18 protein-coding genes are annotated in these 26781 nt (G+C 71.2%); 13 read left to right on the top strand and 5 right to left on the bottom strand.

Going from position 1 to position 26781, the window contains the following annotated elements:
* Positions 1 to 303 precede the first annotated feature (303 nt).
* A complete protein-coding gene (locus tag ACSRUE_RS26630) occupies positions 304 to 1017 on the bottom strand; it encodes a hypothetical protein (RefSeq protein ID WP_441286037.1) in 714 nt (237 codons plus the stop codon).
* Between the two features lie 1192 nt (positions 1018 to 2209).
* Between ACSRUE_RS26630 and ACSRUE_RS26635 the strand changes: the two genes are divergently transcribed.
* The 7 genes from ACSRUE_RS26635 (at position 2210) to ACSRUE_RS26665 (ending at position 12722) form a co-directional block, all read left to right on the top strand.
* On the top strand, positions 2210 to 4657 hold the full coding sequence (locus tag ACSRUE_RS26635) for a right-handed parallel beta-helix repeat-containing protein (RefSeq protein WP_441286038.1): 2448 nt from the start codon (positions 2210 to 2212) through the stop codon (positions 4655 to 4657).
* A 765-nt stretch (positions 4658 to 5422) separates the two neighbouring features.
* Complete coding sequence (locus ACSRUE_RS26640; RefSeq protein ID WP_441286039.1) at positions 5423 to 7135, top strand: ABC transporter substrate-binding protein; 1713 nt, start codon at positions 5423 to 5425, stop codon at positions 7133 to 7135.
* Positions 7136 to 7183: 48 nt separating this feature from the next.
* Positions 7184 to 8161 carry an ABC transporter permease gene (locus ACSRUE_RS26645; protein WP_441286040.1) on the top strand — a complete coding sequence of 326 codons (978 nt, stop codon included), beginning with the start codon at positions 7184 to 7186 and terminating at the stop codon, positions 8159 to 8161.
* A gap of 21 nt (positions 8162 to 8182) precedes the next feature.
* Complete coding sequence (locus ACSRUE_RS26650) at positions 8183 to 9139, top strand: ABC transporter permease (protein WP_437767001.1); 957 nt, start codon at positions 8183 to 8185, stop codon at positions 9137 to 9139.
* The gene (locus tag ACSRUE_RS26655) at positions 9129 to 10088 is read left to right on the top strand and encodes an ABC transporter ATP-binding protein (RefSeq protein ID WP_441286041.1); all 960 of its coding nucleotides are present in this window, start codon (positions 9129 to 9131) and stop codon (positions 10086 to 10088) included. Before ACSRUE_RS26650 ends, ACSRUE_RS26655 begins: the two co-directional genes overlap by 11 nt.
* A 2-nt stretch (positions 10089 to 10090) precedes the next feature.
* Positions 10091 to 11149, top strand: coding sequence for an ABC transporter ATP-binding protein (locus tag ACSRUE_RS26660; RefSeq protein WP_441286042.1), 1059 nt, complete (start codon positions 10091 to 10093; stop codon positions 11147 to 11149).
* A 181-nt stretch (positions 11150 to 11330) separates the two neighbouring features.
* Positions 11331 to 12722, top strand: a complete 1392-nt coding sequence (locus ACSRUE_RS26665; RefSeq protein ID WP_441286043.1) for a GH1 family beta-glucosidase — start codon at positions 11331 to 11333, stop codon at positions 12720 to 12722.
* Positions 12723 to 12776: 54 nt separating this feature from the next.
* Here the strand turns inward: ACSRUE_RS26665 and ACSRUE_RS26670 are convergent, their stop codons facing one another.
* The gene (locus ACSRUE_RS26670; RefSeq protein WP_441286044.1) at positions 12777 to 13961 is read right to left on the bottom strand and encodes a GspE/PulE family protein; all 1185 of its coding nucleotides are present in this window, start codon (positions 13959 to 13961) and stop codon (positions 12777 to 12779) included.
* A complete protein-coding gene (locus ACSRUE_RS26675) occupies positions 13958 to 15073 on the bottom strand; it encodes a CAP domain-containing protein (RefSeq protein ID WP_441286045.1) in 1116 nt (371 codons plus the stop codon). The genes ACSRUE_RS26670 and ACSRUE_RS26675 overlap by 4 nt, the downstream gene beginning before the upstream one ends.
* Before the next feature lie 101 nt (positions 15074 to 15174).
* On the opposite strand from ACSRUE_RS26675, the gene ACSRUE_RS26680 reads away from it, so the two are divergent.
* The 5 genes from ACSRUE_RS26680 (at position 15175) to ACSRUE_RS26700 (ending at position 22209) form a co-directional block, all read left to right on the top strand.
* On the top strand, positions 15175 to 16167 hold the full coding sequence (locus tag ACSRUE_RS26680; protein WP_441286046.1) for a DMT family transporter: 993 nt from the start codon (positions 15175 to 15177) through the stop codon (positions 16165 to 16167).
* A 51-nt stretch (positions 16168 to 16218) separates the two neighbouring features.
* Positions 16219 to 17232 (top strand): zinc-dependent alcohol dehydrogenase family protein, encoded by a 1014-nt coding sequence (locus tag ACSRUE_RS26685; RefSeq protein ID WP_441286047.1) that lies wholly within the window; start codon positions 16219 to 16221, stop codon positions 17230 to 17232.
* Positions 17233 to 17397: 165 nt separating this feature from the next.
* Positions 17398 to 18504, top strand: a complete 1107-nt coding sequence (gene nagZ / locus ACSRUE_RS26690; RefSeq protein WP_441286048.1) for a beta-N-acetylhexosaminidase — start codon at positions 17398 to 17400, stop codon at positions 18502 to 18504.
* Positions 18501 to 19784, top strand: coding sequence for an imidazolonepropionase (hutI, locus tag ACSRUE_RS26695; RefSeq protein WP_441286049.1), 1284 nt, complete (start codon positions 18501 to 18503; stop codon positions 19782 to 19784). The genes nagZ and hutI overlap by 4 nt, the downstream gene beginning before the upstream one ends.
* 55 nt (positions 19785 to 19839) lie before the next feature.
* Positions 19840 to 22209, top strand: coding sequence for a Tex family protein (locus tag ACSRUE_RS26700; protein WP_441286050.1), 2370 nt, complete (start codon positions 19840 to 19842; stop codon positions 22207 to 22209).
* A gap of 40 nt (positions 22210 to 22249) precedes the next feature.
* Here ACSRUE_RS26700 and ACSRUE_RS26705 read toward each other — a convergent pair whose 3' ends face one another.
* Positions 22250 to 23125 carry an alpha/beta fold hydrolase gene (locus tag ACSRUE_RS26705; protein WP_437767012.1) on the bottom strand — a complete coding sequence of 292 codons (876 nt, stop codon included), beginning with the start codon at positions 23123 to 23125 and terminating at the stop codon, positions 22250 to 22252.
* 612 nt (positions 23126 to 23737) lie between these two features.
* On the opposite strand from ACSRUE_RS26705, the gene ACSRUE_RS26710 reads away from it, so the two are divergent.
* The gene (locus ACSRUE_RS26710; RefSeq protein ID WP_441286051.1) at positions 23738 to 25054 is read left to right on the top strand and encodes a formin; all 1317 of its coding nucleotides are present in this window, start codon (positions 23738 to 23740) and stop codon (positions 25052 to 25054) included.
* Between the two features lie 231 nt (positions 25055 to 25285).
* Here ACSRUE_RS26710 and ACSRUE_RS26715 read toward each other — a convergent pair whose 3' ends face one another.
* A complete protein-coding gene (locus ACSRUE_RS26715) occupies positions 25286 to 26629 on the bottom strand; it encodes a hemolysin family protein (protein ID WP_441286052.1) in 1344 nt (447 codons plus the stop codon).
* Positions 26630 to 26781: the final 152 nt, after the last annotated feature.

Consider the following 26781-nt stretch of genomic DNA (forward strand, 5'->3'; position numbering starts at 1 on the left):
GCGCCGCCCGGGCGCCGCGTCGCGCGGAACGCCGAGGAAACCTGGAAAGCCCCACGCGCACGCGGCTGGCGACGCGCGGCGCGGCGGCCTTCGATCCGGCGCAGGGCGAGAGGAGCAACGAGGCGAGCGCTTCAGGAGACGCGCGCTCCACGGAGGGCGCCCTCTCTCGAGAGGCCGGTCGACGGACGGGCCGCCCGCCTCGCGGGGAGCTCGTGGGGCTCTCCCCGCAGGTTCGGGCGGACCCTCGTACCGATTCACCACGGCTCGCGGCGGCCGCGTGGCCGTCGCGCCCGGGGAACGACGTCAGGGAAAGAGCGATCCAGGGACACCGCCGCCGCCGCAGCACCCCGCGCCGCCGAAGCCGCCCATGCCCGGGAACCCGCCGAACCCGCCGTACCCGCCGGGGAAGCCGGAGCCGCCGTACGGATAGCCGCCCATGCCGAGCGGCCACCCGAAGCCGCCCATGCCCGGGAAGCCGCCGAGGCCGGGGATCCCGCCCGTCTGCCCGAACGGGCCGCCGGGCCCCTGCCCGACCTGGCCGACGGGGCCGCCGGGGCCCTGGAGCGGGCCGCCGCCCTTGATGGGGCCCTGTCCGATGTCGCCGGGGCCCTGGAGCGGGCCGCCGCCCTTGATGGGGCCCTGTCCGATGTCGCCGGGGCCCTGGAGCGGGCCACCGGGGCCGCCGAGGCCGCCCTTGATGGGTCCCTGCCCGACGCCGCCGGGGCCCTGGAGCGGGCCACCCTTGAAGGGGCCCTGTCCGATGTCGCCGGGGCCCTGGAGCGGGCCACCGGGGCCGCCGAGGCCGCCCTTGAAGGGGCCCTGGCCGATGCCGCCGGGGCCCTGGAGCGGGCCACCGGGGCCGCCGAGGCCGCCCTTGATGGGTCCCTGGCCGATATCGGTCTTGCCCGGCACCCCGGGCGCGCCGATCAGGCCGCCGCCCCGCGTCTCCTCGTCCGTCGCTTCCTCGCCCTCCAACGCCTGCTCACTCGACGCCACGTCGACGTCAGCCTGGTCCAATTCGGCCTCTTGCGGAGCCACCGCGTCGACTGCGCACCCGGTCATCAACACAGAAAAGAGCATCGCCGCGTGCGCCATCTTCATATCGATTGAGCGAACCATCCGTCCTCCTTCCATGCCCTGCTACGGCCCTCGGGCCCGCGCCGGCATGTTGAACGGCGTGGAGAGCAGGCTGCGTGCCTGACTCCTCGTGTGCAGAGCCTGCCGCGTCGGCGACGGCGAAAGTGCATTGTCTGAATCCGCGCCGGGTGAGCGTTCTGCCCCGTTTCATCGCGCCGGGGAGCCGCCGCGCCGGCGCCGCCTCGCAGCGCCGATGTGGGAGCCTTTCGAGCGCTGGAGAAAGGCAAATGTCGACGTCCATCGCAGGGCGCGCCGCGCGCCGCGCGCGGCGGGACGGCATGAGACGGGGGGAGGACGACCCGACTTGCGGCTTTATCGCGCCCGGCAAGCCGCATTTCCGAAGACCTGGTGGATCCCTGCAATCAGGGGCTGGGGCGACTCGACATCTGCGCTCGTCGGCGGCGATGTTCTCATCGCTTGCGGCCATCTGGTCACGCCGTGCGCAGCCCACTTCGGCCGACAAGGGCCCTGCGCGGCGCTCCTCGTGCGGCAACCTCGCCGTCGTCGCGCGGGTGTGCCGCGCTCTGCGCCGCGCCGCGCGTCACCCCGTCGTCCGGAACGACGGCGCGGTCGCCGCCTTCAGCCGCGGACGGCGGGCCGGCGATGCAGCGGGAGCGGCCGCCCTCGCGGGGCGTCCCCCGCGCCGCGTTCGCCCGGTTCAACGTGGTTGACAGAAGACGTCTGACCCACACGCTCGGCCGCGCGCGAGCCCCGGTGTCAGCGAGGTTCGCGCGCCCACGCCCGGGAGACCCGGCGCGGCGCAGCCGTCCGTGGCGCTGCAGCGAAGGGAAGGCCGGCGCGATCACGGCTCCTTTGCCTGGCAGGAGCGCATCTCCCGTTGTAGGATTCATTACGCTAAAGGAGCTCGCGCAGCGCCGCACAGGCGCACAGGCGCACAGGCGGCGACCTCGTCACCCTGGCGCGGGCTCCTCGACGATCTCGGGCGCTCGGGGCGCCTGTTCATGGAAGCTACGCGCGGTCTCCGCGCTGCTGCGGGAGCTCTGGAGAGCTGTTCGCCCGAGGAGCGGGGGCCCGCGGCGCGCGAGGCAGCGCTTTCCAAGGAGGGGATTGCATGCGCTTCTGCGCGACGCGCGCGGGTTCATCTTGCCTGGCCGCCTGCATCGCGGCCCTCTTGCCGCTCGTCGCGGCGTGCAGCGACGCCTCGGGGAGCTCCGGCGCCCCGCTCGCATGCGAGGGCGTCGCGCCGCGCGCGCCGAGCTGCGCGCCTGGGCACGTCCTCGGCCCCGCGGAGGCGTGCATGCCGGTGGGCATCCAGGGGTGCGCCGAGCTGTTCGTGGAGGACGACGGACTCTGCCATCCATCGATGGCGAAATGCCCTGCGGGGACGATACCGAAGTTCGATGAGGGCTGTATTCCCGCTGGCATCCCCCGCTGCGCTCCGGAGCTCGCGGGCGACGACGGGCTCTGCAGGCCGGCCATGGCGAGGTGCCCGACAGGCACGTTCGCGACGCCGGAAGCGGGGTGTGTGCCGGTCGACGGCCCCGTCGGCTGCGGGCGCGGGCCGTGGGGGAGCGTCCCGCGCGTGTCCGGGAACGTCTATGTGGATCCGAGCTACTCCGGCGCGGACGGCGACGGATCCGAGGCGAGGCCGGTCACGACGATCGAGGCGGCGCTGGGGCTCGTCGCCGACGGCGGGACGATCGCGCTCGCGGCGGGGACCTACGACGAGCCGGTCGTCATCACGAAGCCGCTCGAGATCGCCGGCCCGTGCGCCTCGCGCGTGCGGATCCGCGGGGTCAGCTCGGCCGTGAGTCCTCCGGCGATCGTGGCCGTGCTCGACGCAGGGGAGGTGACGCTCCGGGGGATCGAGATCGGCGGAGACGGCGCCGGCGTCGTGGCGACCGGCGCGAGCGCCGTGACGCTCGAGCGCGTTCACGTCAAGGGCGCCATGCATGCCGGCGTCCAGTCCGGCGACGGCGCCCGCCTCTCGGTGGCGCGGAGCTGGATCGAGGGGACGCGCGACGGCAGCGCAGGAACCGGCATCGGCGCCCTTGCGGACGCCGGCGGCGTGCTCCTCGTGAAGGAGAGCGCCGTGACGGGCAACCGCGCGGCGGGCGTGGCGGCGCTCCGGGCGGGCGCCACGGCGTCCGTGGTGGGCAGCCTCGTCGAGGGGACCGTGTCGTCGGGGCGCTACCCGGCGGACGGCCAGGGGATCGTCGTGCAGGACGGCGCCGAGGCGTCGATCGAGAGCACGGCTGTCGTCGGTAACCAGCTGTCCGGGATCCTCGTGGCGGCCAGCGCGTCCGCGACCCTCTCCGGCGTCCTCGTCGAGGGGACGAGCCCCGGGAGCTCCGACCCGCCTTACGGCGTCGGCGTGTACGCGGCGAGGCAAGCGCGCGTCGCCATCGACTCGAGCGTGGTCCTCGGCAACGCCGAGATCGGCGTCGCCGTCATCGGCGAGGGCAGCGCGGCGACGATGACGCGGAGCCTGGTGCAGGGCACGGTGGCGGCCCCGACCAAGTCGTTGCTCGGCGGATTCGGCGTCGCCGTCGCCCGCGGCGCGGTGATGCGCCTCCACGACAGCGCTGTCGTCCGGAACCGCGGCACCGGGGTTCACGTCGGCGACTCGTCCGCCGAGCTGATCGCCGGCGGCAACCTCATCGAAGGCACCATCGCCGATGGCGGCTGGGGGGACGGCGCCGGGCTGACCGTGACGGAGGGCCGGGTGACGCTCGTGTCGAATGCCATTCGCAGCAACGAGGGCACCGGCCTGCTCGTGGGATATGACGGGTCCGAGGCGACCGTGACAGGCAACCTCGTCGAGGGGCATGTCGCGCCGGACCGCCGCGCGCCGGTGGGGCAGGGGATCGTCATCTACCGGGGCGCCACCGCCGTGCTCACGGGCAATGTCGTGAGCGGCAACCGCTCCGTCGGCGTCTTCGCCGGCACGGAGATCCTCGGCAGCAAGGTCGAGATCATCGGGAGCCTGATCGACGGCACCTCGGGCGGCGAATCCGACGGCGACGACGGCGACGACGGCGACGACGGCGACGACGGCGACGACGGCGATGACGGCGACGGCGGCGACGGCGGCGACGACGACAGCACGGGCATCGGCGTCGCCGCCGCGGGGTACGAGATCCGGCTCGCTTCGTCCCTCGTCCGCGGGAGCCGCACGGCCGGCGTGGTGCTGTTCGGCTCCGAGGCGGAGATCTCGCAGACGGTCGTCGACGGGGTGACGGGTGATCCCCGCGCCGCACAGGGCAGGCGGCGCGACGAGCTCGTCGCCGACGGCGTCCTCGCGCTCGCCGGCTCCACCGTCGCGCTCGATGACGTGCGGGTGGAAGGCTGTGCGCGCGCCGGCATCCTGTACGACCGGAGCACGGGCCGCCTCTCCCGGGTTCGCGCCCTGGACAACCGCTTCGGGCTGGTCGTGCAGGGCTCGCCCGAGCCTCAGCTGAAGGTGGGTAAGGAGAGCGCGTTCCTCGAGAGCTGCACCGCCGGCGAGCTCTTCGGCAGCGAGCTCCGCGTGCCAGCGTCCGCTCCCCCGCTCCCATGAGGCGCGCTCGCGGCCGTCCGCCTGGCGCCCGCGCCCGTGCGCGAAACATTGATGACATCGAAGGGAGCCTTTCCTGATACGTGGTGCTCACGGCCACGGCGGAGAGGACCAGCCCATCAGGCGTCGAATGGCGGCCCGCACTACAACGCTGACCGCACCCGACGCTCCGCCCGCGTCCGCCCCTGACGCGGCCTTCCCTCTCTGTCCGCCCAGGGGGTGTCCGCGCCCGTCCTGGGAGCGAGCTCCCCCTGTTCATCGGCGCGAAATTGGAAATTTCTGGTCTTGTAATCGCCCGCGGACGTCTGTATAGACGTGCCCCGGACGCGCGTGGACCGCGGCGCACCTCGGGTGCCTGAACCGACGCAGTCTGTGACTGTTTACTTTCTTGCAGCTGCCAAAGAAAATAACAGTGCAAGTGCTTAAGCCATCATTCCTCATGACGCGTGATGACACCATGGGCACCATGAGATGGGCACCATGAGACGGAGTTGCTGCTGCGAGACATGACGCACCACGACATCTCCCTTGAAAACGCGCCTGAGTAAGCGGCGCGAGAACTTGACAGCGACCTCGAATCCCCGTTGACACTGCTGTGCGAAGACGGCTACAGTGCCGACGCCTGGATGCTGGTATGGCGCACTGCGTCGCGGTGTCGAATTCTGGCGAGCCGCTCTGCCGCGTGGTGGCTTCCAGGGAGATTGAGGAGTGGGAGAGGGACGGTGGGCGCTCGGGCGTATCCACGAGGGCCCCGCGAGGAGCATTCTCATGAGGAACTGGTTGTTGCCGCGTCGGACGTTCGTGTTGTCGACGTTGCTGCTTTCGGTCGGTGTCACGGCGGGGTGCGGGAAGACCGAACCGACCAAGGAGTCCGCGAGCTCCGCGCAGGGTCCTGGCAAGCCCTCTCCGGCCGCCGACACCTTCCTGACCGTCTCGATCGAGCAGCAAGCGTCATGGGTGCGGAACTTCAATCCTCTGCTCGCATCAGGCAACGTTCGCTGGCCAACCGTCGCTGGCATCTACGAGCCGCTCCTCGTTTACAACACGATGAAGGGCGAGTTCACCCCCTGGCTCGCGTCGAAGTACGAGTGGGGTAACGGGAACAAGACGCTCACCGTCACGACGCGGCCCGGCGTCAAGTGGTCCGATGGCCAACCGTTCACGGCGAAGGACGTGGCATTCACCTTCGGGCTCCTGAAGAAGCACGCCGCCCTCGACCTGCAAGGCGTCTGGAAGTGGCTGACCTCGGTCGAGGCCAAGAGCGACTCCACGGTCGAATTCACGCTCACGCGGCCGTACGTCCCCGGGCTCGTCTTCCTCGGCCACCAGCCGATCGTGCCGGAGCACAAGTGGAAGGACGTGGCGGATCCGGTCACGTACACGAACGAGAACCCGGTCGCGACGGGGCCCTTCACCGAGGTGAAGACCTTCCAGAACCAGATCTACGAGCTCGGCCGGAACCCGAACTACTGGCAGCAGGGCAAGCCGGCGATCAAGGGGCTCCGCTTCCCGGCGTATCCGGGCAACGACCAGGCGAACCTGGCGCTCTTGAACGGCGAGGTCGACTGGGCCGGCAACTTCGTCCCGGAGATCGAGAAGGTCTACGTCGGCAAGGACCCCACGAACCACCACTACTGGTTCCCGCTCGTCGGCAGCACGGTGTTCGTCTACACGAACACGACGAAGAAGCCCCTCGACGACGCGCGGGTGCGCAAGGCGATCAGCATGTCGCTCGACCGCGAGCAGATCGTCAAGGTCGCCATGAACAACTACACGCGGCCGGCGGACGCGACGGCGCTGAGCGACGCGCACGAGCGCTGGCGCAGCCAGAAGACGGTCGAGGCGGGCGACTGGGTCAAGTTCAACGTGGCCAAGGCGAACCAGATCCTCGACGAGGCGGGGTATGCCAAGGGGGCCGACGGCATCCGCGTGAAGGACGGGAAGCCGCTGCGCTTCGATCTCAACGTCGTCACGGGCTGGTCCGACTGGGTGCGCGCGGCGCAGATCGTCACGCAGCAGGTGAAGCAGATCGGCGTCGAGGCCACGCTGAAGACGTACGACTTCAGCGCGTTCTTCGAGGCGCTCCAGAAGGGCACGTTCGACCTGTCGATGGGCTGGTCGAACGAGGAGCCGACCCCCTATAACTTCTACCGGGACCTCCTCGGCACCGCGACCGCGAAGCCGGTCGGCGAGACGTCGGCGCGCAACTGGCACCGCTTCGGCGCCAAGCAGGCCGACGGCCTCTTCGAGGCGTTCGAGGCCGCGACCGAGCCGGCGGATCAGAAGAAGATCATCGAGCAGCTCCAGGAGATCTTCTCCGAGACGGCGCCCTCGATCCCGCTGTTCCCCGGGCCGTCCTGGGGCGAGTACAACACACGCCGCTTCACGGGGTTCCCCAGCAAGGAGAACCCGTACGCGAAGCTGTCGCCCAACAACCCGCCCGAGTACCTGCTCGTCCTCACCGAGCTCAAGCCGAAGTGAAGTTGGGCGTGACCTGATCCGGAGCGCAGGTTAAAAGAGAGAGCTTCTGTGCGTTACCTTCTGCGACAGCTGGGCTTGTACTTCATCGCGGCGTGGGCCTCGCTCACCCTCAACTTCCTCATTCCGCGCGCCATGCCGGGCGATCCAGCCTCGGCCATGTTCGTGCGCTTCCGGGGGCAGCTGCAGCCGGAGGCGATCGACGCGCTGCGAAAGGCGTTCGGGTTCACGGGTGAGCCGCTCTACAAGCAGTACATCACCTACCTGAGCCACACGCTGGCCGGCGATCTCGGCACCTCGGTGGCGCACTTCCCGGCGAAGGTGACGGAGGTCATCGCGACGGGGCTCGGCTGGACGCTGCTCCTGTCGGGCGCCGCCGTGATCGTCAGCTTCGGCCTGGGGACGCTGCTCGGGATCGTCGCGACGTGGAAGCGTGGCGGCTGGCTCGACTCGGTCATGCCGCCGGTCCTGATGTTCCTCGGCGCATTCCCCTACTTCTGGCTCGCGATGGTGTCGCTCTACGTCCTCGGGTTCGTGCTCGGGGCCTTCCCGCTGCGCCACGCCTACAGCGACACGCTCTCGCCCGATTGGAGCCTGGAGTTCATCGGGAGCGTGCTCTCGCACATGGTCCTGCCCGCCCTGTCGATCGTCATCGCCACCATCGGCGGCTGGATGCTCGGCATGCGCAGCGCGATGGTCACCGTGCTGTCCGAGGAGTACATCACGATGGCCCAGGCCAAGGGGCTCTCCCAGTGGCGGGTCATGTTCACCTACGCCGCGAGGAACGCGCTCCTGCCCAACGTCACCGGCTTCGGCATGGCGCTCGGCTTCGTCCTCGCCGGCTCGCTGCTCACCGAGATCGTCTTCTCGTATCCGGGGCAAGGTTATCTGCTCATCCAGGCGGTTCGAAATCAGGATTACCCCCTCATGCAGGGGATCTTCCTCACCATCACGTTCGCCGTGCTGGGGGCGAACTTCCTGGTCGACGTGATCTACGTGTTTCTTGATCCCCGCGCCCGCGGGCGCTGACGGCTGGGTCCAGGAGAAGCGATGGCTGCGCAACAAGGCAACAGCGGGGGCGGCGCCTCCCGTGCGGCGGGATGGCTCCGCCTGCTCCTCTCGAATCGCAAGGCGATGGTGGGCACGCTCATCGTGCTCTTCTTCCTGCTCCTCTCGCTGCTCGGCCCCTCGCTCGTGGGCCAGGACCCGCACGCGTTCGTGGGCATGCCGCACGAGGCGCCGTCCGCCGAGCACCTGTTCGGCACGAACGGCCAGGGGCAGGACGTGCTCGCGCAGACGATCGTCGGCGCGCGGACCTCGCTGGCCGTCGGCTTCGCCACGGGCTTCGCCGTGATCGCGATCGGCGCGGCGATCGGCATGGCCGGGGGCTACTTCGGTGGCTGGATCGACAGCGTTCTCTCGCTGCTCACGAACGTGTTCCTGATCATCCCCGGCCTGCCGATGGCCGTGGTCATCGCGGCCTACCTGCCGGCCGGGCCGCTGACGATCCTGTTCGTCCTCGTCCTCACGGGCTGGGCGTGGAACGCGCGTGTGCTCCGCTCGCAGGTGCTCGCGCTGCGCGACAAGGACTTCGTGTCCGCGGCCCTCGTGAGCGGCGAGGGCAGCGCGCGCATCATCTTCGTGGAGATCCTGCCGAACATGACGTCGCTCCTCATGTCCGGCTTCATCGGCGCGACGGTCTACGCGATCGGCGCCCAGGTCGGCCTCGAGTTCCTCGGGCTGGGCGACCTGAGCGCCGTCACCTGGGGCACGAACCTCTACTGGGCGAGCAACAACGCCGCGCTCCTCACGGGGGCCTGGTGGACCATCGTGCCCACCGGCGTGTGCGTCGCGCTGGTCGGGTTCGCGCTCACGCTCATCAATTACGCGATCGACGAGATCTCGAATCCGCGGCTCCGCGCGGAGGGCGCCTGGTCGCGTCTCCTCAGGAGCCGCAACGTCACGGCGGGTCCGTCTACGCCGGTGGTGAGGACTCATGGCGCCTAGTCCGCTTCTCTCGGTTCAGGATCTCCGGGTCGAGTTCATCACCCCGACGGGTCCGGTGTGCGCGGTCGACAACGTCTCCTTCGACATCGCCCCGGGCGAGGTGCTCGGCCTCGCGGGCGAGTCGGGGAGCGGCAAGTCGACGGTGGCGATGGCCATCATGCGGCTGCTCCGCCCGCCGGCGGTCATCACGGGCGGGCACGTGTACTTCGCCGGGCAGGACGTCCTGGCGATGAACGAGGAGCAGCTCCGCGCCTTCCGCTGGCGGAAGATGGCGCTGGTGTTCCAGAGCGCGATGACAGCGCTCAACCCGGTGCTGACGATCGGCGAGCAGATCGCCGATCCGATCATCGCGCACGACGGCGTGACGCCCGCTCAGGCGATGGAGCGCGCGGCCGCGCTGCTCCAGCTCGTGAACATCGACTCGTCGCGCCTGAACAGCTACCCGCACCAGCTGTCGGGCGGCATGCGCCAGCGCGTGGTGATCGCCATCGCGATGGCGCTCAAGCCGCCGTTCCTCATCATGGATGAGCCGACGACGGCGCTCGACGTGGTCGTGCAGCGGGAGATCCTGCAGCAGATCGCCGAGCTCAAGGAGCGCCTCGGCTTCTCGATCCTCTTCATCACGCACGACCTCTCGCTCATCGCTGAGTTCTCCACGCGCATCGCCATCCTCTACGCCGGCAAGCTCGCGGAGACCGCCCGCGCCAAGGACCTCTTCAGCGATCCGAAGCACCCGTACACGCAGGGGCTCCTCGGGTCGTTCCCCTCGGTCCGTGGGCCGCGCCGCAAGCTGCAGGGCATCCCGGGCTCGCCGCCCGACATGCGCAACCCACCCGCCGGCTGCCGCTTCCACCCCCGGTGTCCGCAGGCCTTCGCGACCTGCCAGACCGAGCTGCCCGTCCTTCGTGAAATCGCGCCCGAGCACCGCGGCGCCTGCCACCTCTACTGACGATGACGATGACGCAACCTTCTGTCTCGCCTGTCCTCGACGTGGTGCGCCTGGGGAAGTACTTCCCTGTCGGCGGCGGGCTGCGATCGCAGCAGCTCCGGGCGCTGCACGACGCATCGTTCTCGCTGGCAGAGCGTGAGGTCATCGCGCTGGTCGGTGAGTCCGGCAGCGGCAAGAGCACGATCGCACGGCTCCTCGCGCGGCTGATGCCGCCGAGCAGCGGGCAGATCGTGTTCAAGGGCCGCGACGTGCTGAAGGAGGAGCCGACCCGCGCCTCGCTCGCTTACCGCGGGCAGGTGCAGATGATCTTCCAGGATCCGTTCGGCTCGCTCAACCCGGTGCACACCATCGGCTACCACCTCGAGCGGCCGCTCCTGCTCCACAACAAGGCGCCCACCCCGGCGATCCTCCGGGAGAAGGTGCACGCGCTCCTCAACACGGTCGATCTGAACCCCGCCGCGGAGGTCGCGCTCAAGTTCCCGTACCAGCTGTCGGGCGGCCAGCGGCAGCGCGTGGCGATCGCCCGCGCCCTCGCGGTGGATCCCAGCGTGATCCTCGCGGACGAGCCGATCTCGATGCTCGACGTCTCGATCCGCATGGGCGTCCTGAACCTGATGGAGAAGCTCAAGGAGGAGCGCGGCATCTCCTACCTCTACATCACGCACGACATCGCGAGCGCGCGCTACGTCGCGGATCGCACGATGGTGATGTACGCAGGCCACATCGTGGAGGGCGCGCCGAGCGAGGAGCTGATGCAGCAGCCGGCGCACCCGTACACGAAGCTCCTGCTCTCGGCGGTTCCGGATCCGAACGGCTCGATCCGCGGCGATCTCCCGGCGCGCTCCGGGGCGCCGAAGCTCATCGACCCGCCGCCGGGCTGCCCCTTCGCGGACCGCTGCCCGAGCGTGATGAACACGTGCCGGGAGCAGATGCCGGGGGCCGTCGACGTCGGGTCGGGGCACTGGGTCCGCTGCCACCTCTACGCGCCCGGCTCCGTCATCGCGCCCTCCGCGCTCTACGATCGCAAGGTGCCCGCCTCCGTCGAGGCCGGACCTCTCTAGAGCGGCGGTCACCCGCTTCGGATACGGGCCCATCTCGACGTTTTCGGTGCTCAGCGCACAGGAGTGCGCTTCCGCGCCGAAAGCGCCGATCTGGGCCCGTCTCCTGTGCGGGTGACCGCCGCTCTGCGACGCTCGTACCAGGCTCAGCTGAAAACCGCTCTAAGGAGAACCACAGATAGACATGCCGTCTCTGAGATTTCCCGACAATTTCGTCTGGGGGACCGCGACGTCCTCCTATCAGATCGAGGGGGCTACGAACGAGGACGGCCGCAGCGAGTCCATCTGGGATCGCTTCGCGAAGACGCCCGGTCAGATCGTCGACGGGACCAACGGCGACATCGCGTGCGACCACTACCACCGGTGGCCTGAGGACATCGCGCTGATGAAGAGCCTGGGCATGATGGCCTACAGGTTCTCGATCGCGTGGCCGCGCATCCTCCCGAACGGCCGGGGCGCGGTGAACCAGAAGGGGCTCGACTTCTACAGCCGGCTCGTGGACGGCCTCCTCGCGGCCGGGATCGAGCCGTACGCGACGCTCTTCCACTGGGACCTGCCGCAGGTGCTCCAGGACCAGGTCGGTGGCTGGCAGCACCGCTCGACGGCGGACGCGTTCGTGGAGTTCACCGACGTCATCTCGCGGAAGCTCGGCGATCGCGTGAAGAAGTGGATCACGCACAACGAGCCGTGGTGCACGGCGTTCCTCAGCTACGAGAAGGGGATCCACGCGCCGGGCATGCGCGATTTCAAGAAGGCGCTGGCGGTGAGCCACCACCTCTTGCTCTCCCACGGCCTCGCGGTGCCCGTGGTGCGCCAGAACTGCCCCGGCGCCGAGGTGGGCATCACGCTGAACATGAACTACGCGATGCCCGCGTCCCCCAGCGCCGCCGACTACGACGCGTGCCGCCACTACGACGGGTATTTCAACCGCTGGTTCCTCGATCCGCTGTACGGCCGGCGTTATCCGGCGGACATGATCGAGGACTACATCGCGCTGGGCTACCTCCCGCCGGAGGGGCTGACCGTGTGCAAGCCGGGCGATCTCGAGATCATCGCCACCCAGTGCGACTTCCTCGGCCTCAACTACTACTCGCGGGCGGTCCTGCGGAGCAGCAAGGTGCCCGAGGAGCAGAACCTGCCGAGGACGGTGCACGTCGCGCCCCTCTCCGAGCAGACGGAGATGAGCTGGGAGGTCTACCCGGAAGGGCTGCGGCGGCTGCTCCTCCGGCTGCACGTGGAGTACGGCGTGCCGAAGCTCTACGTGACGGAGAACGGCGCGGCTTACTCGACCGAGCCGGACAAGGACGGCCGCATCCCGGACACGCGGCGGCTCGAGTTCCTGCGCGATCACTTCGTCGCCGCGCGGCGCGCGATGGACGCGGGGGCGCCGCTCGCGGGGTACTTCGTGTGGTCGCTGATGGACAACTACGAGTGGGATCGCGGCTATTCGCAGCGGTTCGGCATCGTCTGGGTGGACTACGAGACGCAGCGGCGCATCCCGAAGGACAGCGCGCTCTGGTACAAGGGCGTCATCGCCGCCAACGCGGTCGACGACGGCTCCTCGCAGGCGACCTGACCGGCGGCGCGCCGCGGATCGCACGGCGAACCGCGGCGCGTCTGGCCGAGACCGTCACGTCACGCGGAGCACCTCGTCCAGGGAGGTGATCCCCTCCTTCACCTTGGCGAGCCCGGCCTCGCGCAGCGGCACGAGCCCTACCTTGCGCGCGGCGTCCCGGTACGCGCGCTTCCCCGCCCGCGCCTTCACGAGATCCCGCAGGTCGTCGTCGAGCTCCAGCATCTCGAACAGGCCCATGCGCCCCCGGTAGCCCGTCATGTGGCACGTCTGGCACCCGACGCTGCGCTTCAGCTCGGCGCCCTTCTCGATGAGGACCTTGTCCTCCTCGCCCGTCACGGCGATCTCGAGCTCGTACGTCTCCGCGCACTCCTCGCAGAGCCGGCGCACGAGCCGCTGCGCGACCACGGCGAGCAGGGCGTTCGCCACGATCCACGACTCCGCGCCGAGGTCCACGAGGCGCGCGACCGTGTCCACCGCGTCGGAGGTGTGCAGCGTCGACAGCACGAGGTGCCCCGTGAGGCTCGCCTGCAGCGCGATCTGCGCCGTCTCGGGATCGCGCATCTCGCCCACCATGATCACGTCCGGGTCCTGCCGAAGGATCGCGCGCAGGCCCGTCGCGAACGTGAAGCCCTGCCTCGGGTTGGTCTGCCCCTGCGTGATGTCGGCGAACTCGACCTCGATCGGATCTTCCAGTGTAACGATGCTCAGCTCGCTCGTCTTCATGACCTTGATCAGCGAGTAGAGCGTCGAGGTCTTGCCGGATCCGGTCGGCCCGCACACGACGATCAGCCCCGAAGGCCGGTCGGCGAGCCGCTCGAGCCGCGGCAGGTCCCCCTCGGTGAGCCCGAGCTTGTCGAGGGCGATCAGCTGGTGGCTCAGCAGCACGCGCAGCACGAGCGTCTCGCCGTGGATCGCGGGGAACGTCGAGGCGCGCAGGTGGATGAGCGGGTGGCCGTGGAGCTCCAGGCTGAACTGGCCGTCCTGCGGCAGGCGCCGCTCGGTCATGTCCATCCGCGCGAGCACCTTCACGCGCGAGGTGAGCGACGGCGCGATCTCGATCGGGATCTGCCCTTGCGCCACCATCACGCCGTCGACGCGGTAGCGCACGCGGATGCCGTCGCGCTTCGGCTCGACGTGGATGTCGCTCGCGCCCATCGAGACCGCGCGGCGGACCAGGTGATCGAGCACCTTGACCGCGTCGAGGTCCTCGGACGCCGTGGGGGGGCGGCTCTGGCTCATCGCGCGCCTCCCTTGCCGACGACGTCGATCGTGCGGAGCGAGACCATCTTCAGCTCGTCCGAGGGGGGGAACGTGGCCCAGACGCTGACGCCGTAGCGCCCGGGCCGCCCGCGGTCGTCCAGCGGGACCTGGATGTCGAATCGATTGCCGGTCACCTGGAGAGGAATAGGCGTCTTGAAGCCCTTCGGGAAGAACGTCGCGTAGGGGGGCGGGATCGGGTATCCGCCCATCTTGAGCAGCTTCTCCGGCTTGATCGGCTTCCCCGGCTCGACCCGCGAGATCCCGACGCCAGCGATCTTCGCCGGCGCGGCGATCTCGCCGCTCACCCGGATCCGCTCGCCGATCTTCGCCCGCCTGGGCAGCGGCTGGTACGTCCCGTAGTCGTCGACGAACTCCTGCGCCACGCAGGCGATGTCGAACCCCTTCGCCTTGGCCAGCCCGACCCCGAGCGACGTGTGCGACGCTGTGAGCACGTTGCGCCGGTGCCCGTCGGCCGGGGGCCTCTCGTTCATGAAGGCCTGGTGCACGCGCTCGAGGCTCTCCGCGGAGAAGCGCGGATCCGGATCGAGCTCGCGGGGGATCGCGTCGGCGAAGCAGCCGGCGTTCTCCATCGGGAACCCGTCGCCGCCCGCGGCCGTGTAGCGCTCCTCCGGGACCGAGCCGTCGCTGCCCCAGTGGCCGGTGAAGCCGATCCGGACCATGTCCTCGGCGTGCCGCCGCCCCGCGCGCGCCGCGGTCTCGTCCCACCGGACGGGCGGCAGCTTGTGCGCCGCGCGATCGCGGTTCACGAGGCCGAGCACGTACCGCGCTGCCTCCGCGCGGGTCATCTGCTGGCCCGGCGCGGGCGGGGCCTGGGTGCCCTGGGCCTCGCCGCCGGCCTCCACGCCGGCGGCCTTGCCCTCCGAGGGGCGCGCGCTCTCCTCCGCCGCCCCGCCTCCGGCCTTGCCCCCGGACGGCCCCTCCGCCGGCTCCTTCGCGGCGCTCGCGCCGCACCCGAGTGCGTGGGCCCCCGCGGCGACGAGCCCGAGCCAGAGCGCCCCGGACCGGCGCTCCCGCCGACCAACCATCGCTCCTGTCCTGCTTCTCCTTGTGACTCCGACGATCGCGCGCATCGTTGCGACCGTAGCGCTTCGATGTCGCGCACGCACCCGGGAGCGCCGACGCCTTCGGGCCCACGGAGGCGTGTACGGCGGCGAGGTCGAGGTGGTAATCGATGCGCTACGTGAGCACGTCGTCGTCGCAGGGCGCGGTCGCCGCGCACCCGCCGGGGGCCTCCGCGATCGTCCTCGCCGCGGAGCGCGAGGGGCGCGCGGCGCACCCGACCTCGGGCGTCCTGTGGATGCTCCTGGCCCAATCGCTCTTCGCCGTGATGAACGTCCTCGCGCGGCTCTCTTCGGAGCACGCGCCGTGGCCCGAGGTGGCGGCGTCGCGCACGATGGTGGGCGCGGCCACCGCGCTCGGCGTCGCGCTCCTCCGCCGGGCGCCGCTCACCGTGGGCAGGGGCGACCGGCGGCTCGCGTGGGCGCGCTCGCTCTGCGGCACCGGGGCGATGCTCTGCGGCTTCTACACGCTCGGCACGCCGCAGATCGCGCTCGGCGACGCGGTCACGCTCGGCGCGACGAGCCCGATCTTCGTCGCGTTCCTCGCGCCGCGGCTGCTCGGCGAGCGGACGAGCCCGCGCCTCTGGCTCGCGAGCCTGCTCGCCTTCGCGGGCGTCGGGCTGGTCGCCGCGCCGAGGCTCGCGATCGCGGGCGAGATCGCGTTCATCGCCACGCTCGGCGCCGTCTTCTCGGCGCTCGCCATGATCTGGCTGCGCAGGATCGGCGCAGGCGGGGAGCGCGCGGGCCCCGAGGCGATCGCGCTGCATTTCTCGCTCGTGGCGAGCGCCGCGATGGTCGCGCTCTCGATCCCGGTCTGGCGGACGCCCGGCGCCCTCGGCGCCTTCCTCCTGATCGGGACGGGGCTCGCCGGCGGGCTCGCGCAGCTCGCGATGACGCGCGCCTACGCGCTCGACAGCGCGGCGCGCGTCGGCGCGATCGGTTACGTCGGGGTCGTCCTGTCCCACGTGCTCGCCGCCGCCTGGCTGGGCGAGAGCCCGTCGGCGGACCAGCTGCTCGGGGCGGCGCTCGTGACGGCGGCCGGGCTGTGGCTCGCTTCCCAGGCGCTGCGCGACGCGCGGCGGCCAGGGCGTCGAGCGGCGCGTTGACCGGCCTCTACCCCGCGTGGGATAGCGGAGCTCCGCTCAAGGAGGATCTGCATGAAAGCGTTCGCTCTCCAGGGTTCGTTCGGTCTCGACGCGCTCCGCCCGATCGATCTTCCGGAGCCTGAGCCGGGGCCTGGGCAGATCGTCCTCCAGATGAGGGCGGCGTCGCTCAACTTCCGCGACCTGCTCGTGGCGAAGGGGCTCTACAACCCGAAGTTCTCGCTGCCGCTCGTCCCGCTCTCCGACGGGGTCGGGGAGGTCGTCGCCGTGGGGGACGGGGTGACGCGGGTGAAGGTCGGCGATCGCGTGAGTCCGATCTTCCACCAGCGATGGATCGACGGGGAGATCTCCGCGGACAAGGCGCGGGGGGCGCTCGGCGGGGAGCTGCCGGGCGTGGCCGCGGAGCGGGTGCTGCTCGACGCGGAGGGGGTCGTCGCGGTCCCGCAGCACCTCACGGACGAGGAGGCCGCGTCGCTGCCGTGCGCCGCGGTGACCGCGTGGAACGCGCTCTTCGTGGCGAGCCACATCAAGGCGGGCGACGCGGTCCTCGTGCAGGGCACGGGCGGCGTCTCGATCTTCGCGCTGCAGTTCGCCCGGCTCGCGGGCGCCCGCGTCATCATCACCTCGAGCAGCGACGAGAAGCTCGAGCGCGCCAGGGCGCTCGGGGCGTCGGAGACCATCAACTACCGCGCGAACCCCGACTGGGACGTGCCCGCGCGCTCGCTCACCGGCGGCGAGGGGGTGGATCACGTGATCGAGGTGGGCGGCGCGGGCACGCTCGCCCGTTCGCTCCGCGCGGTCCGGTTCGGCGGCCGCGTGAGCCTCATCGGCGTGCTCACGGGCGGCGCGCTGGGGGATGTCGGCCTGTTCCCCATCCTGATGAAGCAGATCACCGCGCACGGCATCTTCGTCGGGTCGCGGGCGATGTTCGAGGACATGAACCGCGCGATCGCGGCGAGCGGGCTCCGGCCTGTCGTCGATCGCGTTGTCCCGTTCGCCGAGCTGCGCCAGGCGATCGAGTCCATGGCGAACGGCGCGCACTTCGGGAAGATCGCGATCCGGTTCTGAGGGAGCCGGCCGCGACACGTCGCGTCCCTCCGGCGCCGCGGCCTCCCCCGCCGGCGCACCGGCATCCCCCGGAAGTGGCCTCGTCGGCCCAAGTCGTTTACGAGTCGTCTACGAACGGATTCCGCGGCCGGCTGCTCGCCTGCGCCGCGCGAGAGGTGGTGGACGATGCGGCTCGATCTGGAGCTCGAGGTCCTGTGTGGTCAGCTCATCGTGGGCGGCTTCGACGGCGCGGAGCCGCCGGCCCGGTACCTGAAGGCCCTCGCCGAGGGGCGGCGGGGCGGCGCGATCCTGTTCCGGCGCAACGTCCCTGACGTGGCCGCCACGGCGCGGCTCTGCCAGGCGCTCGCCGCGGCGGGCGGCCCAGATCGGCCTCCCTTCATCGGCATCGATCAGGAGGGGGGCCGCGTCACCCGCTTGCCCGCGCCGTTCCTGACCCTGCCGTCGATGCGCTCGCTCGGCGAGCTCGCGGACCTCCCGTTGCTGCGCCGCGCGGCGCGCGCCGTCGCGTCCGAGCTCCGGGCCGTCGGCATCAACCTGAACTTCGCCCCGGTGCTCGACGTCGACTCGAACCCGGCGAACCCGATCATCGGCGATCGCGCGTTCGGCCGCGACCCTGGCGCGGTCGCGCGGGGCGCCGTCGCGTTCCTGGAGGGGCTCCAGGAGGAGGGCGTGCTCGCCTGCGGCAAGCACTTCCCGGGGCACGGCGACACGGCGCTCGACAGCCACCTCGCGCTCCCGACCCTCTCGCACGCGCGCGGCCGCCTCGACGAGATCGAGCTGCCGCCGTTCCGCGCCGCCTGCGGCGCCGGGGTCGCGTCGCTCATGACGGCGCACATCGTCGTCGAGGCGCTGGATCCCGGCGTCCCGGCGACGCTGTCGCGCGCCATCTGCACCGACCTCCTGCGCGGCGAGATCGGCTTCGACGGGGTGCTCTTCTCGGACGATCTCGAGATGGCCGCGATCGCGGCGCACCACGCCGTCGAGGAGGCCGCCGCCGCCGCGGTCTTGGCGGGCTGCGACGCGCTGCTCGTCTGCCACAGCGAGGACCTGCAGGATCGCGTGCACGAGGCGCTCGTGCGCAAGGCGGAGCGCGAGCCCAGCTTCCGCGAGCGCTGCGTCGAGGCGGCCGCGCGCTGCCTGGGCCTGCGCCGGCGGTGCCCGCCGCGGCCGGCCTCCTCGCCCGCGGCGTTCGCCGAGATCGCCGGCGGGCCCGCGTCCCGGGCGGTGATCGAGGACATCGCGCGGGCGCGCGCAGCGAGGGCGGCGACGTGACGGCGCCGCCGGGGGCCGCGCGAGGGGAGGCCGCGCAGCACCCCGAGCGCCCGTTCGCCATCACCGCGCGCCGGCTGGTCACCTGCGACGCGTCCCGCGCCTCGGCCGGCGATCCCCTCGGCGTGATCGAGGACGCCGCGATCGTGGTGCGAGGCGGCGCGATCGACGCGGTCGGCCCGCGGCAGGAAATCCTGCGGATCGAGGCCGGCGTGCCGATCGCGATCGAGGCCGCGGGGGTCGTCACGCCCGGGCTCGTCGACTGCCACACGCACGCGCCCTGGATCGGCTCGCGGGACGCCGAGTACGCGATCCGCATGGCCGGCGGCGACTACGAGGCGATCGCCGCGGCCGGCGGCGGCATCGTCGCGAGCATGCGCGCCGTGCGCGCCGCGACCGACGGCGAGCTCGCGGACACGCTCCGCGCCCGCCTCCGCCGGATGGCTGCGCTCGGCGTGACCGCCGTCGAGGCCAAGAGCGGCTACGGCCTCGACGAGGCGACGGAGCGCAAGCAGCTCGAGGCGGTCGCCGAGGCGGGGAGGGACGCGCGCCTGCCCCGCGTCGTTCCGACGTACCTCGCGCTGCACGCGTTGCCCCCGGAGGCCGGCGGCGACCGCGCGGCCTACGCGGGGACCGTCGCGCGATCCTGGCTGCCCGCGATCGCCGCGGCCGGCCTCGTGCGCTACGTCGACGCGTACATCGACCGGAGCGCGTTCTCGGTGGACGAGGCGCGCCCGGTGCTCGAGCGGGCGCGCGCGCTGGGGCTCGGCGTGCGCGTGCACGTCGGGCAGTTCGCGGACGTGGGCGGCGCCGAGCTCGCGGCCGCGCTCGGCGCCGCGTCGGCCGACCACCTCGAGCACGTCGCGCCGGCGGGCATCGCGGCGCTCGCCCGGGCGGGCGTCGCCGCCGCGCTGCTGCCCGTGGCGAGCTTCACGCTGCGGCAGGAGCCGCCGCCCGTCGCCGCGCTCCGGGCCGCAGGCGTCCCGCTGATCGTGGGCAGCGACGCGAACCCCGGCACGGCGCCGACCGAGAGCCTGCCGCTCGCGCTCGCGCTCGCGGTGCGCCTCTACGGGCTCACGGTCGCCGAGGCGATCCTGGGCGCGACGCGCGAGGCGGCGGCCGCGCTCGGCCTAGGCGGCGTGTGCGGCGCCGTCCGTCCGGGGCTGCGCGCGGATCTCGCCGTGTGGGACCTGCCCCACGAGAACGCGATCGTGCAGCCCTGGGGCGCGCCGCGCGCGCGGGTCGTGCTGCGCGACGGCGAGGTCATCGCCGCGGCGGGCTGAGGCAGACAGCAAGTCAAGCCTGGACGCGCGTGCACCCTGCGCGTATGCCGCGCCCATGACTGAGACGCAGAGCCCTGTCGCTGTCCCGAGCCGCGCGGACAGCTCGTTCGATCCGGTCCCGCTCCTGGCCGAGGAGCTGAGCCTCCCGCGCCAGGGGGTCTCGGCGGTGGCGAAGCTGCTCGCCGAGGGGGCGACGGTCCCGTTCATCGCCCGCTACCGCAAGGAAGCGACCGGCGGGCTCGACGAGGTGCAGATCCGCGCCATCGAGGAGCGCCGCGCCTACCTGATCGAGCTCGAGGAGCGCCGCGCCACGGTGCTCGCGGAGATCCAGAAGCAGGGCAAGCTCACCGACGCGCTCGCCTCGAAGATCCGCGCCTGCGGCACCAAGGCCGAGCTCGAGGACCTCTATCTCCCCTTCAAGCCGAAGCGCCGCACGCGGGCCATCATCGCGAAGGAGCGGGGCCTCGAGCCGCTCGCGGAGCGCATGTGGTCGCAGCCGGGCGACGGCAGCCCCGAGGAGGAGGCCCGCGCGTTCGTCAGCGCCGAGAAGGAGGTCCCCGACGCGGCGGCCGCCCTCGCCGGCGCGCGCGACATCTGCGCCGAGCGCATCGCCGAGCACGCCGACGTGCGCAAGCTCGTCCGCGAGGCCTACGTGAAGGAAGGCGTCATCAAGGTCCAGAAGAACGAGGAGCACGCGGCCAAGCAGACGAAGTTCGACATGTACGGGAGCTTCGAGGAGCCCGTCGCGAATATCCCGTCGCACCGCTACCTCGCGATCCGCCGCGGCGAGGCCGAGGGCGTGCTCCGCGCCTCGATCGAGCTCGCGCCCGAGCCGCTCGTCGCGCCGATCCACGCCGCGGTGGGGCTGAAGCCGAAATCGCCGTGGGCCGGGGAGCTCACGAAGGCCGCGGACGACGCCGTGAAGCGGCTGCTGCTCCCGGCGGTCCAGAGCGACGTGCGCGTCGACCTCAAGATGCAGGCCGATCGCGCCGCGGTCGAGGTCTTCGCCCAGAACCTCCGCGAGCTCCTCCTCGCCGCGCCCTTCGGCACGAAGGCGGTGCTCGGCATCGACCCGGGCCAGCGCACCGGGTGCAAGTGCGCCGTCGTCGACGAGACGGGCAAGCTCCTCGAGCACACCACGATCTACCTCGTCGGGAGCGGCGACGCGCTCGAGCGCGCGCGCCAGGATCTGCGCCGCATTTGCCGCAAGTACCCGCTGCGCGCGGTCGCGGTGGGCAACGGCACGCACGGCCGCGAGACCGAGGCGTTCGCGAAGGACGTGCTCGCGTCCGAGGGCTTGACGGAGCTGTTCTGCGTCCCGGTGAGCGAGGCGGGCGCGAGCGTCTACTCGGCGAGCGACGTCGCGCGCGAGGAGTTCCCCGACCTCGATCTTACGGTGCGCGGCGCGATCAGCATCGCCCGCAGGCTGCAGGACCCGCTCGCGGAGCTCGTGAAGGTCGACCCGAAGAGCATCGGCGTCGGCCAGTACCAGCACGACGTCTACCAGGGGCTGCTCGCGCGGAAGCTCGACGAGGTGGTCGAGAGCTGCGTCAACCGGGTCGGCGTCGAGCTCAACACCGCGAGCGCCCCGTTGCTCGCCCGCGTCGCCGGCATCGGCCCGAGCCTCGCGAAGAAGATCGTCGCGCACCGCGACCTGAACGGCGCGTTCAAGAGCCGCAAGGCGCTGCTCGACGTGCCCGGCGTCGGCCCGCGGACGTTCGAGCAGGCGGCGGGCTTCGTGCGGGTCCGGGGCGGGGAGCACCCGCTCGACGCGAGCGCCGTGCACCCGGAGCGCTACGGCCTCGTCGAGCGCATCGCGGCGGACCTCGGCGTGCCCGTCGGGTCGCTCATCGGCGACACGGCGGCCATCGCGCGGATCGATCCGAAGAAGTACGAGGCCGGCGACGTCGGCTCGTTCACGCTGAACGACATCCTGAGCGAGCTGAAGAAGCCGGGCCGCGACCCGCGCGCCACGTTCGAGCCGCCGAAGTTCCGCGACGACGTGCGGACCATGGAGGATCTCAAGCCGGGCATGGAGCTCGAGGGCGTGGTGACCAACGTCACGGCGTTCGGCGCCTTCGTCGACATCGGCGTCCACCAGGACGGCCTCGTGCACGTCTCGCAGCTCGCGGACAGGTTCGTGAAGGACCCGAACGAGGTCGCGAAGGTGGGCGACAAGATCAAGGTGCGTGTGATCGAGGTCGACCTCGTGCGCAAGCGCATCTCGCTCACCGCGAAGAAGGGCGGCGCTCCCGCCGGCGCGCGTCCCCAGGCGGGCGGCCCGTCCGCCGGCGGCGACGCGCGCGGCCGCAACGATCGCGGCGACGGCCGCCGGCCGGCCCAGGGGCAGCAGCAAGGGAAGGGGCAGGGGAGCTCGTCGGGCGGCTTCCGCAACAACCCGTTCGCGGACCTCCTGAGGAAGTGAGCGGCGCGCGCCCGCCTGACCTCGGGCCAGGCGGGCGGCACTAGAACCCGTGGTCGGCGAAGAAGCGCTCGATCCGGAGCGACACGAGCTCGGGGAACTCGACCGCGGTGGTGTGGGTCCCGCCGCGGACCACGAGGATCTCCGCCATCGGGATGCGGCGCGCCATCGACTGCGCCAGCGCCCGCGGGGTGAACGCATCGCGGTCACCGGTGATGAGCAGCGTCGGGACGTCGATCTGCTCGAGCACGTGCTCGGCGTCGTGGGCGTCCAGCGCGCGGAGGTTGCTGAAGAGCGCGTCCATGGCGAGCTGGCCGAACGGCTGCACGAGCTCGGCGAACGCCTCGCTGTCGAGCGTCTTGCCGAGCAGCCCCATTCGCTTCAGCCAGAGCACCGCGTCCGGCGGCACGATGGTGTTGCCCGTCATCCGGGCCGCCAGCGTGTGAGCGCGCGCCGCGAACGCCACGAACGGCGGGAAGAGCCGCCCGAGCCCCGGCAGCGGCCCCATCGTCTCCAGCGGCCGGCGGTAGGTGCCGTTCAGCAGGACCAGGTTCGCGGCGAACCCCGGGAGCCTGCGGAACGCCTCCAGCGCCACCAGGACGCCCACGCTCCATCCCATCAGCGCGCCGTGCCGGATCCCTTCGACGGCGAGGATCGCCTCCAGGTCGCGGACATGGTTCGCGACCGCATAGGCGCCCGGAACGTCCGGTGACGGGCGCTTCGACGCGTACATCCCGCGGTAATCCCACGTGATGAACCGGTACTGGTCGGAGAGGTACTCGATCTGCGCTCGCCAGGCGAGGTACGGCCCGCCCAGCCCGTTGACCAGAACCACCGTCTTCGCCCCCTCGAACGGCGGCGGCGTCACGCGGTAGGTGATGTCGGTTCCATCGAAGCTCGTGACCCGCCGGGCCTCCATCCGGAGCGATGGCCGCCGCGGGGGCGGCCCCTGCCGGCCCCCGCTGGACGCAGGAGGGGGCGGCGCCTGCCGCCCGCCGCTGGAAGGCGAGGGGGGCGCCTGCCGCCCGTCGCCAGACGAAGCCGCTGGCGGCGCCTGCGGTCTGTTGCCGGTGGATTTGCCGGTGGATTTGCCGGTGGATTTGCCGGTGGATGAAGCTGGCGGCGCCTGCGGTCCGCTGCCGGAACCGGAAGGAGAGCGGAGCCGCGGCGGCCGACCCCCGCCGAACTTGAACGAGCCCATGAACCCCCTGCTTCCTACCCGGTCCCTTCGCCGAGGGCCAGATTGCCGGCGGTCGCCCGCAGGATGGGCGGGGGACGCCGGCGCAGACCCGGCGAGGGCGCCGCCGCGGGCCGGCGGGGGCTGCCGTGGGGCCGGGTGGCCCGTGCGGCCAGGGGATCGCCTGTCGAAACACATCCCGCGCTGAGATCGCCATCGCGTTGACATTCCAGGCGGCGCGCCGCTAACGTGCCCGGCGGGTTGTCCGCTCGCCCGGCGCTCCCGTCGTGTTGCAGATCTTTCCCTCCCCGCTCCCATGTCGGTCTGTTGGAGGCCGGCCCGTGTCGTCTTCTGTTGCCGCTCGCGCAGGGGCAGCTCCGGTTCGGGCCGTGGTGGGTCGATTCCCTCGGGCGAGCTGGAGTTTTCAGCGCGAAGTGGTGCAGCGATCCCGTCCTCGAGGAGCCGATGGCTGAAGAAAAGAAGAAGAGCAAAATCGATCTGAAGGCTCGGCTTGGCAAAACGGCGATAGGCGGGGCGCCGGGAGCGGCCGTCCCCCTTCCCATGCCTGGCCCGCAGCCCGGATCGGGGCCGCCTCCCGACATGAACGCGGGCCCGGTCGGCGTGCCCTCGCCGCATCCGAGCGTGAGGCCGCCGATGCCCTCCGTGGGGGGCATCGCGCCCCCGCCCGGGATCTCGCCAGGCATCCCGCTGCCTCCGTTCGCGCCGGCGCCGCGTCCTGTGATCCAGACGCCTCCGCCCAAGCCGACGGCCGCCGCGCAGACCATCAAGGTCGAGGTCGGCGAGGAGGTCGAGCAGGAGCGGCGGAAGGCCTCGAAGAAGACGGCGCTCTACGCCGGTCTCGCGGCGATCGTCGGCATCGGCGTGGGCTTCGCCATCGGCGGCGCGAAGGAGCGCGGCGATCGCGGCAAGCTCGCGGTCGACGGTGCCGCGGCGCTCGAGAAGGACGTGAAGGCCGCGAACGAGAAGATGGTGGAGCTGAAGGAGAAGCTCGATGCGGGCCGGGCGGCGCTCGAGGGGAAGAAGTTCCCCGCGCAGCTCGTGGCCGAGCTGGGCGGCATCAACGTTCCGTTCGATGCCACCAACCTGGAGGGCAAGCAGATCGGCAGCCTCCCGGGGCGGGTGATGCGCCAGGTCCTCGCCTACACCACGGCGGTCCAGGATCTGAACAAGACCAAGGACAGCCTCAAGAACGTCCTCTCGGCCGCGCAGGCGCCCGTCGAGAAATCGTGGAAGGAGCAGGAGGAGCCTGTCGTGAACTTCTCGGTGGTCTTCCGCCGGGACGGCGACAAGACGCTGGCCGAGCTCGTTCCCAACAAGGCGCCGTTCCCGTTCGGCAAGGACTGGCCGGCGAAGTACACGGTGAGCCGCCTCGAGCGCACGCAGCAGGGCTTGAAGTCCGCCGAGAAGGAGGCCACCCGCTGGACGAAGGGCGACATCGCCGGCGGCGATCTGCAGGCCCTCCCGGTCGATCCTCAGTCCGTTGCAGGCCTCACGAGCGAGCAGATGGTCTTCAGGCTCGCCAGCGCGATGGCGGACATCCGCAAGACGCTCGACGGGAACAAGGACAACCCTGTCGAAGAGACGCCCGGCCTCATCAAGGAGGGCGACGATCTCGCGAACGAGCTCCACAAAATCTCCCTCGCCCGCTGAGCGGCACGCGCCCGCTTCGGATACGGGCCCATCTCGACGTTTTCGGTGCTCAGCGCACCGGAGTGCGCTTGCGCGCCGAAAACGCCGATCTGGGCCCGTCTCCTGTGCGGGCGCGCGCCGCTCGGCCGCGGCAGATCTGAAGCACCGCGCGGCGGGCGGGGCTGGGTTCGCGATCCAGGGGGAGGGGGCGGCGATGGGCCCCCTCCTGCACGCCGGGTCGGCGTGGGGGGGTCAGGCGGCGCCGCCGGCGCCCATGGCGCGGGGGCGGACGATCTCGACCTTGCCGATGTGACGCTCGTCGCTGTCGCGCACGATGAAGCGTAGGCCGAACTTGCTCACGGCCGTGCCGACCTCGGGCACCTTGCCCACGTGCTGCGTGAGCATCCCGCCGAGAGATTCGTACTTGCCCTCACGGTCGAGCTCGGCGCCAAGATAGGCCGAGAGATCGCTCATCGATACGGCCGCGTCGGCGACCAGGCGCCCGTCGCCCAGATCCTGGATGGCAGCGCCGTCGTCCGTCTCGTCGTGCTCGTCCCGGATGTCTCCGACGATCTCCTCGAGCACGTCCTCCAGGGTGACAATCCCCGACATCCCGCCAAACTCGTCGACCACGATGGCGAGGTGCTGTCTCCGGCTCTTCATCTCCCGGAGCAGCGAGGAGAGGGGCTGCGACTCGGCGACGAAATTGGCCGGGCTCCGCGTGATCTCCCGGAGCGTCGTGTTCTTGAGCCGGCGCTCCTCGAGGACCTTGAACAGGTCCTTCGCGTAGAGGAGACCAGCGATGTTGTCGGTCTGATCCTTGTAGACCGGATACCGCGAGTGCCCGCTCTCGGTGACGATCTCCAGCACCTTCTCGAGCGGAGTGGAGATCTCGATGGCCTCGACCTTGGATCGCGGCACCATCACGTCCCGCGCCGTGAGATCGGCGAACTCGAGCACATTCCGGATCATCTCCGCCGGCTCTCGCCCGAAGAGACCGGAACGCTCGACCTCATCGACGAGGATCTCGACCTCCGCCTCGGCAACCCTCGGGTCCGACGGCTGCTCACCATCCCGCGGCCCCAGCTTGGAGCCGATCCAGCCGAGCGGTACGGCGAGCGGCAGCATCGCGATTTCGAGAGGGCGCAAGAAGCGGACCGCCATCGATGCGGCCCGATCGGCGTGCTTGCGGCCCAGCGTGGAGCTGACCTCGTAAAGGGCTCCGCTGAGGACGATGGTCGTCGCCAGCCCGAGATAGAGCGCAGCGCCAGGGACAGTCCGCCGGAAGAAGAGGTCGAAGCAGGCGGCCGTCAGGCTGGTCGAGACGACCCAGCCGAGCAGGTAGCGGGAACGGAGCTTGGCGTCTTCCTGACGAATCCGCTCGTAGGCGGCCTTCGTGGGGCCCGTCGCCTGCTCTATCAGCGCGCCGAGCCTCGTCGCGCTCAACGTCGTCAGTGCGGTGTCGGCGCCGACGAACAGCGAGCCAAGTACAGCGGAGAGAACTGCAGCGCCGAGCGCTGGCAATGGAACGAAATCGGGACTCAAACAGAGGCTCCTAACGGACGAATCGTAACGGAACAGGCGAGGGGAGCGCAACCGGACCGGGACGCGAAATCTCAGGAGACGATGGAACCACGCGTTCTTGCCGCTCTCGCCCGAAGGCGGACTCCCCAGCTCGACCGATCCTGCCGAGCGCCGCCAGTGACATGCGCCGTAGATCTGCCGAAGTCCAGGGAATTGCCGTGTGC

Origin of the sequence: Sorangium sp. KYC3313 (assembly GCF_052075895.1) — a bacterium.
GTDB classification, from domain to species: domain Bacteria; phylum Myxococcota_A; class Polyangia; order Polyangiales; family Polyangiaceae; genus Sorangium; species Sorangium cellulosum_B.

Excerpts from the sequence above, each read along its gene's own strand:
- ACSRUE_RS26635 (WP_441286038.1), top strand. The coding sequence starts at position 2,210 with ATGCGCTTCTGCGCGACGCGCGCGGGTTCATCTTGCCTGGCCGCCTGC.
- ACSRUE_RS26640 (WP_441286039.1), top strand. The coding sequence starts at position 5,423 with ATGAGGAACTGGTTGTTGCCGCGTCGGACGTTCGTGTTGTCGACGTTG.
- ACSRUE_RS26650 (WP_437767001.1), top strand. The coding sequence starts at position 8,183 with ATGGCTGCGCAACAAGGCAACAGCGGGGGCGGCGCCTCCCGTGCGGCG.
- ACSRUE_RS26655 (WP_441286041.1), top strand. The coding sequence starts at position 9,129 with ATGGCGCCTAGTCCGCTTCTCTCGGTTCAGGATCTCCGGGTCGAGTTC.
- ACSRUE_RS26660 (WP_441286042.1), top strand. The coding sequence starts at position 10,091 with ATGACGATGACGCAACCTTCTGTCTCGCCTGTCCTCGACGTGGTGCGC.
- ACSRUE_RS26665 (WP_441286043.1), top strand. The coding sequence starts at position 11,331 with ATGCCGTCTCTGAGATTTCCCGACAATTTCGTCTGGGGGACCGCGACG.
- ACSRUE_RS26670 (WP_441286044.1), bottom strand. The coding sequence starts at position 13,961 with ATGAGCCAGAGCCGCCCCCCCACGGCGTCCGAGGACCTCGACGCGGTC.
- ACSRUE_RS26675 (WP_441286045.1), bottom strand. The coding sequence starts at position 15,073 with ATGCGCGCGATCGTCGGAGTCACAAGGAGAAGCAGGACAGGAGCGATG.
- ACSRUE_RS26680 (WP_441286046.1), top strand. The coding sequence starts at position 15,175 with ATGCGCTACGTGAGCACGTCGTCGTCGCAGGGCGCGGTCGCCGCGCAC.
- ACSRUE_RS26685 (WP_441286047.1), top strand. The coding sequence starts at position 16,219 with ATGAAAGCGTTCGCTCTCCAGGGTTCGTTCGGTCTCGACGCGCTCCGC.
- nagZ (WP_441286048.1), top strand. The coding sequence starts at position 17,398 with ATGCGGCTCGATCTGGAGCTCGAGGTCCTGTGTGGTCAGCTCATCGTG.
- ACSRUE_RS26700 (WP_441286050.1), top strand. The coding sequence starts at position 19,840 with ATGACTGAGACGCAGAGCCCTGTCGCTGTCCCGAGCCGCGCGGACAGC.
- ACSRUE_RS26705 (WP_437767012.1), bottom strand. The coding sequence starts at position 23,125 with ATGGAGGCCCGGCGGGTCACGAGCTTCGATGGAACCGACATCACCTAC.